This is a genomic window from Bradyrhizobium sp. SZCCHNS3016 (assembly GCF_032484535.1).
In the GTDB taxonomy this organism is placed as follows: domain Bacteria; phylum Pseudomonadota; class Alphaproteobacteria; order Rhizobiales; family Xanthobacteraceae; genus Bradyrhizobium.
Genome location: NZ_JAUETE010000007.1, coordinates 259910 through 273473, shown reverse-complemented (window position 1 = coordinate 273473; position 13564 = coordinate 259910). Strand labels below are relative to the sequence as shown.

Here is a 13564-nt window from a genome sequence, read left to right as displayed (position 1 = left end):
CCATTGGCCGAGGGGAATTGCGTTCGCAGACCGACCAGATCGCGTCCATTGAGCCGGCAGGAGTAGCGTCTTCGGTTGTCCTCATCAGTTCGGCTGATAGTTCGACCCTTTTAGTTGAGGTGTGTCGACCGATATGCCGTGATGCAGCAACCGGCCTTGACACAACCTTTCGGCGAGCTGCCGGTACCTATCCTGACTCCCGGTCCATCTGAAGCTGCAGCCGGCACCAAAGAGGGCGTGTCATCCGCTCGGCCTGCATCTTGATGGCGGCCATGGCGATCGGCGCGCCGATAGGCGCGAAGGGCCCTGCCCCAACTCTGGCTCGGAGCGGCTTTCCCCTTCCCGTTTGGGTCCCCAACGCCTCCGCCGGCCGGACGAAGCCAGACTGTGACGACGGCCCAGCAGGCGCTTGACCTGGAGGCCAAGGCTTGGTTTGACCCGTTTCATCCGGTCAGAGTCCGACCGGATCCAGCCCCCAACCGTGGAAGATCCCTGACCATGCGCATCACTCTCGTCGGCTCCCGCCATTTCGGTGTCGCCACACTGAACATGCTGCGCGAGAGAGGAATCGAGATCGCGCGGGTCGTCGTTCATGATGGCGAGGACCGGCTCGCAGCCGCGGCGCGGGCGGCCGGGATCGAGGTCGTAGTCCAGGCCAATCCGAAGGTCGTGCCGGCGGGCGAGATCGCCCCCGACACGGACCTGATCGTCACGGCGCATAGCCACGCCCGCGTCACCCATGAGGCGGTCGCAGCCGCCCGGCTCGGCGGCATCGGCTACCATCCGTCGCTGCTGCCGCGTCACCGGGGCATCGCTGCGGTGGAGTGGACCATCAATGAAGGCGATCCGATCGCCGGCGGCACCATCTATCACCTCGCGGACCGCATGGATGCGGGCGCCATCGCCGCTCAGGATTGGTGCTTCGTCAAGAAGGGCGAGACCGCCCGCGAGCTGTGGGAGCGCGCGCTGGCGCCGCTCGGCCTCAAGCTGCTCGGCGATGTCATCGAATCGGCCAAGGTGACCGGCACGATTCCGGCCAAGCCGCAGGACGAGCAGTTCGCGACCAAGGCGCCCAGCCTCACCCCGCACTGAGCATCCGATCGCATCGCCCCAACAATTGCGTCGTCGCTCCAGCCGGCGCGCTCCTGTGCCTTGCGACGGCAGCATCACCTGCCACTGCAAGGCTGTGACGCTGGTCCGCTCGTGGGGTACGCGAAGGCGCAGTTTGCCCACAATGCCGCCCGAATGGTTCAAGGCGGGGTTCCGCATTAATCGTTAATGAGCTGAAATTGCTCGATAAAATTTCGTTGCGGCGGTGCGGCAAATTTTCGTCACAATTCTTCCAAATAAGGTCCTGATCAAACGACATTGAGGGACAACGATTCATGCGTCTCGACCGCATTGGAATGGCTTTCGCCGCGTCGATCCTGGTGGGTAGCTCGGCCACCCCCGCATTCGCCCAGTCGCCCTATGACGGCCAGTGGCAGGTGACGATCGTGACCAACAGTGGCACCTGCGAGCCCACAGCCAGCTCGACCTTGATCGTCGCAGACGGTAAGATTTCTGCGGCTGGCGCCAATGTGTCGGGTTCGATTGGACGCGAAGGCCTCGTCAAGGTCTCCATCAATGGCGCATATGCGAATGGGCAGCTCAACGGCAATTCTGGCTCGGGCAAGTGGAACGGCGCCTCGGCAGGTATCCCCTGCAGCGGCCGCTGGCAGGCTTCGCGCCTGTAACGGCGCGCACGCGCTCCTGAAGATGGTGCGGCGGCTAGCGGCCGCCGCCGTCGTTTTGACGGCAGGTGTGACCGCTTCGCCGGGGCGCGCCGATCCCGGTCCCTTCACCGCCTTGGCCGGAACATGGGGCGGCAGCGGCACGGTTGCCCTCGAGGACGGCTCAACCGAGCGCATCCGGTGCCGGGCCCGTTATGGCGTCTCCGGACCGCGGATGACGCTCGTCCTGACCTGCGCCAGCGATGCCTACAAGTTCGCTCTGCAGGCCGAGGTGATCGCCGAGGGCTCCGCCATCTCGGGAACCTGGAGTGAGTCCAGCCGCGGCATCAGTGGCGTGCTGCAGGGACGCGGCGGCGGCGGCAACTTCCAGCTGGTTGCAACCACCGCCGGCTTCAATGCCAACATCGCGCTCGCCACCCGCGGCAACAGGCAGTCGGTATCGATCCGGGCCGACAGCCAGTTCCGCGCAGCCAACATTTCAATGTCGCGGTGATCCCGATCAGCCGCTGCGCTTGGCGCCGGGGACCGCACCTGCGGACGGCGCCGGAGCCAGCTGCGCGGCGGTGCGCTTGATGGTCTTGGCGACCAGCAGCGCCTGCTCCCGCGTCATGGCAAAGTCCTGCACACCTTTATGGGTGGTCAGCGACAGCACCATGAGATGAGGCTCCCGCTCCGGCCAGCCAGTGGCAAAGGCGGTCACGAAGTCGGCTGAAGCGGCGCGTTCGGTCATGTCTTGTCTCTGGCTGCCTTGGGCTGTTTCACGGGCTGTTTCGCGGCGGTCGCTTTAGGACGAAACACAGCCACACTCCACGTTTTTCTCGATGACACGCGTCCGTCGCGAGCAAAGCCTGTAGCGGCGTTGATGCACTGCACCGTTGATTTCATTTGCATTGCCCTGCACGCGAGGTGATACAGCGCGCCTTCGCCGCCCTCCTCCCTGTCTCCACCACCTCATGCATCGTCCTGCTTCGAAACTGATCGCCGCACTGTGGATGACGGGCTGGCTCAGCCTGATGCTGGTGATGGCGGTGGCCGGACGCGAAGCCATGCGCGAGCTCAACGTGTTCGAGCTGATGGAGCTGCGCTGCCTGATCGGCCTGGTGATGCTGTCGCCGGTCATCGCACTGAGCGGCGGCTTTGCCAGGCTGCGCACCTCGCGGCTCAAGCAGCACGCAGCGCGCAACCTCGTCCACTACGGCGCGCAGCTCGGCTGGTTCTTCGCGCTCACCTTGATCCCGATCGGCCAGGTGGTGGCCATCGAGTTCACGATGCCGATCTGGACGGCGCTGCTGGCGGCAGCCTTCCTCGGCGAGCGCATCACCCTGTTCAAGCTGGCGGCGATCGGGCTCGGCCTCGTCGGCGTCGTCGTGATCGTCCGCCCGGATACCGGGGCGGTCAATTCGGGACAGCTCATCGCGCTGGCCGCCGCGGTCGGCTTCGGCATCTCGATCGCTCTGGTCAAGCTGCTGACGCGCACCGAGCCCACCGTGTCGATCATCTTCTGGATGCTGGTGGTGCAATCCATCGCCGGCCTCATCCCTTCGCTCGTATTCTGGACGCCGCCATCGGCCACGACCTGGGGCTGGATCCTCCTCGTCGCCTTCTGCGGGACCTTCTCGCATTTCTGCATGGCGCGCGCGCTGCTCTACGCCGACGCCACCATCGTGGTACCCATGGATTTTCTCCGCGTTCCGCTGACCGCCACCGTCGGCTGGCTGGTCTATGCGGAGCGTCTCGACGGATTGACCGTGGTCGGCGCTGCGTTGATTCTCGCCGGAAACCTGCTGAACCTGCGTCCGCCGCAGCCTCGGCCCGTGCCGATGGGCAGCTCGGCAGGGACCTGAGGCGCCGGGGAGCCCCTGCCGCCCCTCGAGCGATGTGATCCGGATCACGGAACCGGCGCGCTGCACGCGATCGTCGTGGATCTGGCGCAACACCCGCGAACTGGTTTGTGGCGGAAGCGTGATTTTTTGCTCGGGAACAAGACTTTTCGCGCCGATCCGCGACAAATGCTGCAGTGAACGCTTCGCTTGATCGTTGGGGGATCTCCTGATGCGCTACCTCACCGTCGCCCTGTCCCTGCTCTGCATGGTGCTGACCGCTGAAGCCGCCAAGGCCGACCGCCGCGTCGCCTTTGTCGTCGGAAACGGCGCCTATAAGAGCGTGGCTCAATTGCCGAACCCGCCGGTCGATGCCAAGGCCATGGCGGCAACCCTGCGCAACGTCGGCTTCGACGTCGTCGAGGGCACCAATCTCACGCGCGACAAGATGACCGAGAAGCTGCTCGATTTCGGTCGCAAGGCGCAGGGCGCCGATATTGCGGTGTTCTATTACGCCGGGCACGGCATCGCCATTGCCGGCACCAACTACCTGCTGCCGGTCGACGCCGACCTGAAGTCGGAAATGGACGTCAAGCTGGGCTCGGCCATCAACATCGACGTGACCCTCGACCAGACGATGGGCGACGCCAAGGTCAAGCTCGTCTTCCTCGATGCCTGCCGCGACAATCCGTTCGCCGCCAAGATCAAGTCGAACTCGCCGACGCGCAGCGTGTCGGTGCAGACCGGCCTTGCCGAGATGAAGTCCGGCGAGGGCACGCTGATCGCCTTCGCCACCGGCCCGGGCCAGACAGCCCTCGACGGCGAGGCCGGCGCCAACAGCCCGTTCACCCGCGCACTGATCTCGCACATCGCCCAGCCCGGCATCGAGATCCAACAGGCCATGACGGCGGTGCGCGCCCAGGTCAATGAGGAGACCAGCAAGGGCCAGTTGCCCTGGGGGCACACCAACCTGATCGGCGCGGTCTACCTCAATCCGGCGGCTGCCCCTGCTGCAACGGCGGCCACGGCCGGGACGACGCCGGCCGTCGCGACGGCCACCGTGACCGCGGGCGAGGCCGAGCTCGAATTCTGGCGCTCGGTGAAGGATTCCAACAAGCCGGAAGAGCTCAACGCCTATCTCGCGACCTACCCGAACGGGCAGTTCAAGTCGCTGGCGATGGCGCGCATCGCCGCGATCGAGAGCGGCGCCATCAACACCGCGACGCGCAATGTCGCCAAGGGCGTCGACCCCGCCACCTACACCGAGGAAGGCAGCCAGGTCAGCGAGGATCAGATCGGCCTCGACAAGACCAAGCGCCGCGACGTGCAGCGGCGGCTGACCGGCCTTGGCTTCGACACCAAGATGACGGGCGTGTTCGACGACCAGACCCGCGGCGTCATGAAGCGCTGGCAGGCGGCCCGCGGCTATCCGTCGACCGGATTCCTGACCAAGCTGCAGCACAAGGCACTGCTGGCCGAGCCGCAGCCGGCGCCGGCCACCGCCGCAGTCGGCGAGGAGGCCAAGCCGCGCCGCGCCAAGCCGGCCGGCAACGTCGCTGCCGGTGGCCCGCCGCCGCAGGGCGCGCCGGTCTATCGCAATCCGCCGCCGCAAGACAGCGCGGGCAACGCCGCCGGCGCCGCCTTCATCGGTGGCATGATGGGCGGTGTGCTCGGCAGCGCGCTGCGCCGGTAAACGTCGTCGTCTCCCCCACGTAAAAAGCCCGGAGCACGAGCTCCGGGCTCTTTCGTTAGAATAATGCAGCCGCCGTCAGAGCCCTGCCGCCTTGCGCAGCGCCGCATTGATGCGGTCCTGCCAGCCCGGCCCTTCGGACTGAAAGTGCTCGAGCACGTCCTGGTCGATCCGCAACGTCACCTGCTCGCGCACGCCAGGGACCGCCGCCTTCTTCGGCGCCGCCTCCACCGGCTTGGTGGTCACCTTCTTGAACGCGGCCTCGGCCTCGGTACGGGCGTCAGCGAGGGTGCGGGGCCGCCGCGGCTGGTCGGCCATGATCAGATCCCCTCGAACAGCGCGGTGGACAGATAACGCTCGGAGAACGACGGCACGATCGCCAGGATCGTCTTGCCCGCGCTTTCCGGTCGCTTGCCGATCTCGATCGCGGCCGCAATCGCCGCGCCCGAGGAGATGCCGCCGGGAATGCCCTCGTTGCGGGCCAGCGCACGCGAGGTCTCGATCGCGGTCGTGCTGTTGATCTTGACGATCTCGTCGATCACGGACCGGTCGAGAATGTCGGGCACGAAGCCGGCGCCGATGCCCTGGATCTTGTGCGGCGAGTGCTGGCCGCCCGACAGCACCGGGCTCTCCTCCGGCTCGACCGCGACGACCTTGAGGCCGGGCTTGCGCGACTTCAGCACCTGGCCGACGCCGGTGATGGTGCCACCGGTGCCGACGCCGGCGACGAAGACGTCGATATTGCCGGCCGTATCGTTCCAGATCTCCTCGGCCGTGGTGCGACGATGAATGTCCGGATTGGCGAGGTTCTTGAACTGCTGCGGCATCACCGAGTTCGGCGTCGTCCGCAACAGCTCCTCGGCAGTGGCGATGGCGCCCTTCATGCCCTGCGACGCCGGCGTGAGCACGATCTCGGCGCCGAGGAAGGCGAGCATCTTGCGCCGCTCCACCGACATCGACTCCGGCATCACCAGCTTCAGCTTGTAGCCGCGCGCCGCCGCCACGAAGGCCAGCGCGATGCCGGTATTGCCCGAGGTCGGCTCGATCAGCACGGTGTCGGGCTTGATCACGCCGGCCTGCTCCATCGCCAGGATCATGCCGACGCCGATCCGATCCTTCACGCTCGCGGCGGGATTGAAGTATTCCAGCTTAGCGAGGATGGTCGCCTTGACGCCATGCTGCTCCGGCAGCTTTCGCAACCGCACAATCGGCGTATTGCCGAACGCGTCGACAATTGAATCAAATACGCGCCCGCGTCCGGGACGCTGTGCTGACGACTCCATGAAATCACTCCTCTGCGCGCCCCGCGCGACATCGACAACGCTTCTGACCATCTTCAGCGAGCCTGTTGCGCTGCGCAAGCACGTTTGCGCGATCTTAAGACGATCGCGGCGCACAACAAGTCGTGGCCAAATTGCGAAAAACCAACGCATTTGTGTTGCGACAAGGTCAATAAACCGGGTGTATGTTTGACTTCAGCCGGACGAAAATTCATGATGCAGGTCGACGGCAACCCGGGCGCGGACATCAGCAAGATGTCATCTTCGGAGTGATACAATCGGGTCGTTCGTGCCAAACGACAGCGCCGTTGTAGAACAGACATAAGAACAGACCACCCAGACAAACTCTTTGTGTGACGGACTTGATATCCGCATATCCGCGAAAAGTTGGACTCGTCGGAAATAGACCCGTTCGAACGCGACTCGTTCGAAATCGACCCTTTTCGAAATTGACGTCGTTCAAGCAGAGATCGCCAACAAAGAGATCGTCCAGGAGGTCAATATGTCAGCACTTGCTGATCTCGTGTCGACCGCAACCGCCCGCCCGAATCCCCGCGGCTGCGATCTGCCGAGATGCCCGGTCTGCGCCGACTCCATGATTGCCGCGGAGGCGTCGGCATACTTGGCCGACAATGCCATCAGCTATCTCTGGACCTGCGACACCTGCGGCTATGGCTTCGTCACCAAGCACTCCGTGAAAAGCCGTTTCGTCTGCAACTGAACGGCGCCAGGGCGAGAGAGTTCCGCGACGTGATATCACGGCCGTCCGTCGCTACGGATCGCACAACGGTCGGCCATCGGGCAGGTCGGCAATGCATCACCAGCACGATTTCATGTGGGCCGGCGCATAGGGCCGGGCTCACAACAAGCTGACGGCCTTCACCTGACGCGGCCGTCAGCCGGCGCGCGGGGCGATGTCGCCGCGAGCCCAATCCGCCTTGGTGCGCTCGTAGAATTCCGTGAAGCGCCCCTGTGCGATCGCCTCGCGCATCCCAGCCATCAATTGCTGGAAATAGGCAATGTTGATTTCCGACAGCAGCGTCGCGCCGAGCGCCTCGCCGGCCTTGATGAGATGATGCAGATAGGCGCGGGCATAGCTGCGCGCCGCCGGCCACGGGCTCTCTTCATCCAGCGGACGCGGGTCGTCGGCGTGACGCGCGTTGCGCAGGTTCACTGGCCCGAAGCGTGTGTAGGCGACGCCGTGGCGGCCGTTGCGGGTCGGCAGCACGCAGTCGAACATGTCGATGCCGCGCCTGACCGACTCCAGGAGATCGTCAGGCGTGCCGACACCCATCAGGTAGCGTGGACGGTCGGCCGGCAGCGCCGGCGCGGTCGCCTCGATCATCTCGAGCATGACCGCCTGCGGCTCGCCGACGGCCAAGCCGCCGATCGCATAGCCGTGGAAGCCGATGTCGACCAGCGCCTGCGCGCTGGCGACGCGCAGCGCGGGCACGTCGCCGCCCTGCACGATGCCGAACAGCATGTAGCCTGCCGGCGCACTCTCGAAGGCGCGGCGGCAGCGTTCGGCCCAGCGCAGCGACAGCCGCATCGCGCGCTCGATGTCGTCGCGCTCGGCCGGCAGCCGCACGCATTCGTCGAGCTGCATCGCGATGTCGGAGTTCAGCAGGCGCTGCACCTCGATGGCGCGCTCCGGCGACAGCTCGATTTTCGCGCCGTCGATGTGCGAGCGGAACGTCACCGCCTGCTCGGTCACCTTGCGTAAACCCGATAGCGACATCACCTGGAAGCCGCCGGAATCGGTCAGCATCGGCCCGCCCCAGCCGGTGAAGCGCTGCAGGCCGCCGAGGGCGGCGATGCGCTCGGCCGTGGGCCGCAGCATCAGATGATAGGTGTTGCCGAGCACGATGTCGGCGCCGGCCTCGCGCACGTCACGCCAGTGGATGCCCTTCATGGCGCCGGCGGTGCCGACAGGCATGAAGGCCGGCGTGCGGACCACGCCGTGCGGCGTCGTCAGCCGGCCCGTACGGGCCGCGCCGGAGGTCGCGAGCAATTCGAAGTGGTTGGGAAGGTCGCCAGCGGAAGAGCTCATGGCCGGCTTATTGCGTCAGGACGGCCCCCGATTCAACTGCGATGGCGCCGTTTTCGCCCCTTTCGGCCGTTGACGGCGGTTCCGACCGCCCCTATGGTCCCCCGCCATGTCGATCTTGACCAAACGCACGACGAAAACCACCAAGCCCACGAGGGCCTCGGGAGGCGTGCGCGCGTAGTCGAACTCGATTGCGACCATCTTCGAACCGAAGCCCCGCCTGATGAAGGTCCGGGGCTTTTTTATTGCCCGAATTTCAACCGGAGACCTGAGACGTGCCCCACGATCCCACCATTGCCATCGTCGGCGTGACCGGCGCCGTCGGCGCCGAATTCATCGCCACCCTGGACCGCCGCAACGTCCGCGTCGGCAAGCTCAAGGCGCTTGCGAGCGCCCGCTCGGCCGGCCAGACCGTGAGCTTCCGCGGCCAGACCATCGTGATCGAGGAGCTGACCGAACGCTCCTTCGAGGGCGTCGACATCGCGCTGTTCTCGGCCGGCAGCGGCATTTCCAAGAAGTTCGCGCCGATCGCCGTGCGCTCCGGCGCCGTCGTGGTCGACAATTCCTCGGCCTTCCGCATGGACCCGAACGTGCCGCTGGTCATCCCCGAGATCAACGCCCGCCGAATCCGCGATCACAAGGGCATCATCGCCAATCCGAACTGCGCGGCCATCACGGCGCTGGTGCCGCTATGGCCGATCCATCAGAAGAACCGCATCAAGCGCGTGATCATCTCGACCTATCAGGCCGCCAGCGGTGCCGGTGCGGCGGCGATGGACGAGCTGGTGCAGTCGACCCGCGCGAGCCTCAACGGCCAGGTCTACGCGCCCAAGGTGATGCCGCATCCGTTCGCCTTCAACCTGTTCAGCCACAACACCGCCATCGATCCCGAGACCGGCTACAACGACGAGGAGACCAAGGTCATCAACGAGACCCGCAAGATCTTTGAGGACGAAGGCATCGCCATCGGCGTCACCTGCGTCCGCGTGCCGGTGCTGCGCGCCCATTGCGAATCCATCACCTTCGAATGCGAGAAACCGATCGCGGAGGACGACGTCCGCCGCATCCTGGCGATCGCGCCCGGCGTGCGCGTGGTCGACGACCGCGCCAAGAACCACTTCCCCATGCCTGTCGACGCGTCGGGACAGGACGATGTGCTGGTCGGGCGCATCAGGAAGGATCTGTCCGATCCGTCAGGGCATTCGATCGCGATGTTCGTGGCCGCCGATCAGCTGCTCAAGGGCGCCGCGCTCAATGCGGTGCAGATCGCGGAGCTCTTGCCGGAGCGCGCGATGGCGTAGCTCTCAGGGCGAACTTGCAGGGTGGGCCTTTTGCCCACCCTACGGCTCGACGATGCGCTCGTCTGGCTGACGAAACAACAGACACGCATCGCCATAGGAATAGAACCGATAGCCGCTGCGGATCGCATGCGCATAGGCCGCGTGCATCGTCTCCAAGCCGGCGAAGGCCGAGACCAGCATGAACAGCGTCGAGCGCGGCAGATGGAAGTTGGTCATCAGGATGTCGACCGCGCGGAAGCGATAGCCGGGCGTGATGAAGATCGAGGTCTCGGCCTCGAACGGCGCGATCGTGCCGTCGGGCTGCGCCGCGCTCTCCACGAGCCGCAGCGACGTCGTGCCGACTGCAACGATGCGGCCGCCCTTGGCGCGCGCCTCGTTCAGCGCCGCGGCCGTCTCAGGCGTGAGGCTGCCCCACTCCGCATGCATGCGGTGGCCCTCGGTATCCTCGACCTTGACCGGCAGGAAAGTGCCGGCCCCGACATGCAGGGTGACACGCTGCAGCCCGACGCCGCGGTCGCGCAGCCGCTGCTCCAGCGCCGGCGTGAAATGCAGTCCGGCGGTCGGCGCAGCAACCGCGCCCTCCTTGGCCGCGAACATGGTCTGATAGTCCCGCGTGTCCTGCTCATCCGCCGGGCGCTTGCCGGCGATGTAGGGCGGCAGCGGCGGCCGGCCGAGATCGGCGATCGCCTGGTCGAGGGCCGGACCGTGAAAGACGAAGGACAGCGTCACCTCGCCGTCGGCGCCCTTGGCCTCGACGGTCGCATCGAGATGGCCGAGCAGGCAGACCTTGCCCTCGTTGCCGAACCGGATCGTATCGCCGCGAGAGAGCTTCTTGGCCGGCCTGACCAGCGCCTGCCAGCGCGAGCCATCGAGCCGCTTGATCAGCGTCGCCTCGATCTTCGCCTCAGTGTTACGGCTGATGCGCCGGCCCGACAGCTGCGCCGCGATCACCCTGGTGTCGTTGACGACGAGCTGATCACCCGGCTCCAGCCAGTCCGGCAGGTCGGCGACCGTGCGGTCGCGGAGCACGCCGTCGCCCTGCACCACCAGCATGCGCGCCGCCTCGCGCGGGCTCGCCGGCCGCAGCGCGATGTTTTCGGGCGGGAGATGGAAGTCGAAGAGGTCGGTGCGCATGATCAGAGCCAGTAGCGAACAGGAATGGCGAATAGACTACTCGCTATTCGCTACTCCCTACTCGCGCATCGCGGCCTTTGCCGCGATACTATGCCGCGTCGGCGGCCATGTAGGCCTTCACGATCTTGTCCGGGTTCTGCACCGGCTCGCCGCGCTTGATCTTGTCGACGTTCTCCATGCCCTCGGTGACCTTGCCCCAGACCGTGTACTGCTTGTCCAGGAAGCGGGCGTCATCGAAGCAGATGAAGAACTGGCTGTCGCCTGAATCCGGATTGGCCGCACGGGCCATCGAGGTCGTGCCGCGCACATGCGGCTCGGCGTTGAACTCGGCCTTCAGCTTCTTGCCGGAGCCGCCGGTGCCGGTGCCCTGCGGACAGCCGGTCTGCGCCATGAAGCCGTCGATGACGCGGTGGAAGACGATGCCGTCGTAGAAGCCCTCGCGGACGAGCTCCTTGATGCGCGCGACATGGCCGGGCGCGAGATCGGGACGCATCTCGATGGTGACGGGGCCCTGGGTGGTTTCGAGGATCAAGGTATTTTCGGTCACAGCCATGCTGGTCTCTCGGTTTTTGTGGAATTGACGGGGGTCAGGACAAAGTAAATCCTGGGTCTGAAATGTCGCGGCGCCTTCCCATGTGCGGCCGTCACCCCTCCTGACGGCGATCCGAGCACGACGAGGCCCGCGATGCTGGTCGAGAATAGACCCAATGCGCTTAAAGCTGAAGCCACCGGCCCTGTCGATGTGACGGGGCGGCAGAATCGGCATGCCTCCGCGACGTGGCAAAAGGTTCCTTAATGCCTGAGGGAACCGGGCGCGAGACCCATGTGCCCTGCTTTCTCGGACCTACTTGATGTCCGAGGCGACCTGCACCTTGACCATCTTGTCGGGATCGGTCACGGCGCCGCCCGACGAGCCCGGAGGCGCCTTCTTGAGCTTGTCGACGACGTCCATGCCCTGCACGACCTCGCCGATCACGGTGTATTGGCCGTTGAGGAAGGAGGCGTCGCCGAAGCAGATGAAGAACTGCGAGTTGGCAGAATCGACGCTATCGCCCCGGCGCGCCATGCCGACGGTGCCGCGCTTGAACGGCGTGCTCGAAAACTCCTGCTTCAGGTTCGGGTACTTCGAGCCGCCGGTGCCATTGAAGTTCTGGCCGTCACCGGTCTGCGCCATGAAGCCGTCCATGACGCGGTGGAACGGCACGTTGTTGTAGAAGCCTTCGCGCGCCAGCGTCTTCAGTCGCTCGGCATGCTGTGGCGCCAGATCGGTGCGCAGCTTGATGATGATGCGGCCCTTGGTGGTGTCGATGACCAGGGCATTCTGCTTGTCGAGGCCGGCAGGCAGCGACTGGGCCAGCGCCGGCAATGCGAACACGAGAGCAAAGACGAAAGCGAGAGCGCGGATCATGGCAACTCCGATGACATGAGACGATGTGGAGAGAAAAGGCACCGCCTGAAGCGGCCGGTGCCTGAAGGATCAGTTGAACTTGGCCTTGAGACTTTCGGCCACCGACGGCGGCACGAAATGCGAGATCTCGCCGCCCATGGCGGCGATCTGGCGAACCAGCGTGGCCGCGATCGGGCGGACACTCACCGAGGCTGGAACGAATACCGTCTGGACCTGCGGTGCCATGGTCTGGTTCATGCCGGCCAACTGCATCTCGTAGTCGAAATCGGTACCGTCGCGCAGGCCCCGGATCATCATGATCGCGCCGGCTTTTTCCGCGGCCGTGACGGTCAGATTGTCGTAGGTCGAAGCCTCGAAGCCGCAGCCCGCCGCGGCTGCGACGGGGCCGAAGATCTCATGCGCCATCGCCAGCCGCTCCTCGGTCGAGAACAGCGGCTTCTTGCCATGATGCACGCCGACCGCGACGATCAGGCGATCGCAGAGATGAACGGCCTGCCGGACCACATCAAGATGGCCGTTGGTGACGGGATCGAACGAGCCCGGATAGAGCGCAATGCGTTGCATGCGCCCGTCCTATACCGCCGGGAACAGGCCGGCAAGCCACCGCCAGGCCCGCTGGCGTGGCTGTGATGGGCAAAGAGTGGCCGAGACTGCACCGCAATGAAATGAGGTGCGACGCCGGGGGGCCGGAACTGTGGTCGGCTACCGCGATTGTTTCATCGGAACTTGGGACATGAAACACGCCGGGCCGAGAAGAAACCAATTCGCCCGTCCCGCGAAGACGTCTCGAAACCCGAGCTGATTATCAAATCCTTAACGAACAACGGGCCGAACGGCCCGGACAGGGGACCGTCATGATCAAAGCGCTATCTGCAGTCGCAGCTGCCGGCTTGGTGGCTGCCGGCATCACCGTCCTGCCCGGCTTCGCTCCTCAGGTTGAAGCCAGCGTGCCGCGTCCGCTCGCCAAGGCGGACCGCCTGGACATTCGCCCGATCGGCCGCGACTGCTCGCAGCAGGCTTGGCCGAACTTCGAAGCGGGCTGCCTGCGCAGCGCCGGCACCAGGGGAACGATCCGCGAGGCCAGGATGGTCTCCGTCGAGCGGACACAGTAAGGGCGAATAGCGAATAGCGAATAGCGAATAGCGAGAAGA

The 13564-nt window shown here is 65.5% G+C and carries 16 protein-coding genes; 8 read left to right on the top strand and 8 right to left on the bottom strand.

The features are described from left to right. The first annotated feature begins 498 nt into the window (after nt 1–498). The 3 genes from QW881_RS16170 to QW881_RS16160 all read left to right on the top strand — a co-directional run bounded on the left by QW881_RS16170 (nt 499) and on the right by QW881_RS16160 (nt 2226). Entirely contained in the window at nt 499–1092 is a 594-nt protein-coding gene (locus QW881_RS16170; protein WP_315756612.1) for a formyltransferase family protein, read from the top strand. A 293-nt stretch (nt 1093–1385) separates the two neighbouring features. Next, nucleotides 1386–1736, top strand: coding sequence for a hypothetical protein (locus tag QW881_RS16165; protein WP_315756613.1), 351 nt, complete (start codon nt 1386–1388; stop codon nt 1734–1736). Nucleotides 1737–1758: 22 nt separating this feature from the next. Next, nucleotides 1759–2226 carry a hypothetical protein gene (locus QW881_RS16160; protein WP_315738095.1) on the top strand — a complete coding sequence of 156 codons (468 nt, stop codon included), beginning with the start codon at nt 1759–1761 and terminating at the stop codon, nt 2224–2226. Between the two features lie 6 nt (nt 2227–2232). Here the strand turns inward: QW881_RS16160 and QW881_RS16155 are convergent, their stop codons facing one another. After that, a complete protein-coding gene (locus tag QW881_RS16155; RefSeq protein ID WP_315738096.1) occupies nt 2233–2463 on the bottom strand; it encodes a hypothetical protein in 231 nt (76 codons plus the stop codon). 223 nt (nt 2464–2686) lie between these two features. Here QW881_RS16155 and QW881_RS16150 point away from each other — a divergent pair, with 223 nt between their 5' ends. Beyond that, a complete protein-coding gene (locus QW881_RS16150; protein WP_315756615.1) occupies nt 2687–3577 on the top strand; it encodes a DMT family transporter in 891 nt (296 codons plus the stop codon). A 208-nt stretch (nt 3578–3785) separates the two neighbouring features. Next, nucleotides 3786–5246, top strand: a complete 1461-nt coding sequence (locus QW881_RS16145; RefSeq protein WP_316158529.1) for a caspase family protein — start codon at nt 3786–3788, stop codon at nt 5244–5246. Between the two features lie 75 nt (nt 5247–5321). Here the strand turns inward: QW881_RS16145 and QW881_RS16140 are convergent, their stop codons facing one another. Both QW881_RS16140 and cysK read right to left on the bottom strand, forming a co-directional pair. Next, complete coding sequence (locus QW881_RS16140) at nt 5322–5561, bottom strand: BrnA antitoxin family protein (RefSeq protein WP_316158528.1); 240 nt, start codon at nt 5559–5561, stop codon at nt 5322–5324. A 2-nt stretch (nt 5562–5563) separates the two neighbouring features. Continuing rightward, nucleotides 5564–6526, bottom strand: a complete 963-nt coding sequence (gene cysK, locus QW881_RS16135; protein WP_315738099.1) for a cysteine synthase A — start codon at nt 6524–6526, stop codon at nt 5564–5566. A 499-nt stretch (nt 6527–7025) separates the two neighbouring features. On the opposite strand from cysK, the gene QW881_RS16130 reads away from it, so the two are divergent. Further along, a complete protein-coding gene (locus tag QW881_RS16130) occupies nt 7026–7244 on the top strand; it encodes a hypothetical protein (protein WP_315756617.1) in 219 nt (72 codons plus the stop codon). Between the two features lie 174 nt (nt 7245–7418). Here QW881_RS16130 and tgt read toward each other — a convergent pair whose 3' ends face one another. Beyond that, on the bottom strand, nt 7419–8573 hold the full coding sequence (gene tgt, locus QW881_RS16125; protein ID WP_315756618.1) for a tRNA guanosine(34) transglycosylase Tgt: 1155 nt from the start codon (nt 8571–8573) through the stop codon (nt 7419–7421). A 272-nt stretch (nt 8574–8845) separates the two neighbouring features. Here tgt and QW881_RS16120 point away from each other — a divergent pair, with 272 nt between their 5' ends. After that, nucleotides 8846–9871: an aspartate-semialdehyde dehydrogenase gene (locus tag QW881_RS16120; protein ID WP_315756619.1), complete on the top strand. Its 1026-nt coding sequence runs from the start codon at nt 8846–8848 to the stop codon at nt 9869–9871. Nucleotides 9872–9910: 39 nt separating this feature from the next. On the opposite strand, the gene queA is transcribed toward QW881_RS16120, so the two are convergent. The 4 genes from queA to coaD form a co-directional block, all read right to left on the bottom strand. Beyond that, nucleotides 9911–11005 carry a tRNA preQ1(34) S-adenosylmethionine ribosyltransferase-isomerase QueA gene (gene queA, locus QW881_RS16115; RefSeq protein WP_315756620.1) on the bottom strand — a complete coding sequence of 365 codons (1095 nt, stop codon included), beginning with the start codon at nt 11003–11005 and terminating at the stop codon, nt 9911–9913. An 88-nt stretch (nt 11006–11093) separates the two neighbouring features. After that, a complete protein-coding gene (locus QW881_RS16110; protein WP_315738103.1) occupies nt 11094–11558 on the bottom strand; it encodes a peptidylprolyl isomerase in 465 nt (154 codons plus the stop codon). 291 nt (nt 11559–11849) lie between these two features. Further along, on the bottom strand, nt 11850–12413 hold the full coding sequence (locus tag QW881_RS16105; RefSeq protein WP_315711771.1) for a peptidylprolyl isomerase: 564 nt from the start codon (nt 12411–12413) through the stop codon (nt 11850–11852). A 69-nt stretch (nt 12414–12482) separates the two neighbouring features. Then, entirely contained in the window at nt 12483–12977 is a 495-nt protein-coding gene (coaD, locus tag QW881_RS16100) for a pantetheine-phosphate adenylyltransferase (RefSeq protein WP_315738104.1), read from the bottom strand. Between the two features lie 290 nt (nt 12978–13267). Between coaD and QW881_RS16095 the strand changes: the two genes are divergently transcribed. Continuing rightward, a complete protein-coding gene (locus QW881_RS16095; RefSeq protein ID WP_315738105.1) occupies nt 13268–13525 on the top strand; it encodes a hypothetical protein in 258 nt (85 codons plus the stop codon). Nucleotides 13526–13564: the final 39 nt, after the last annotated feature.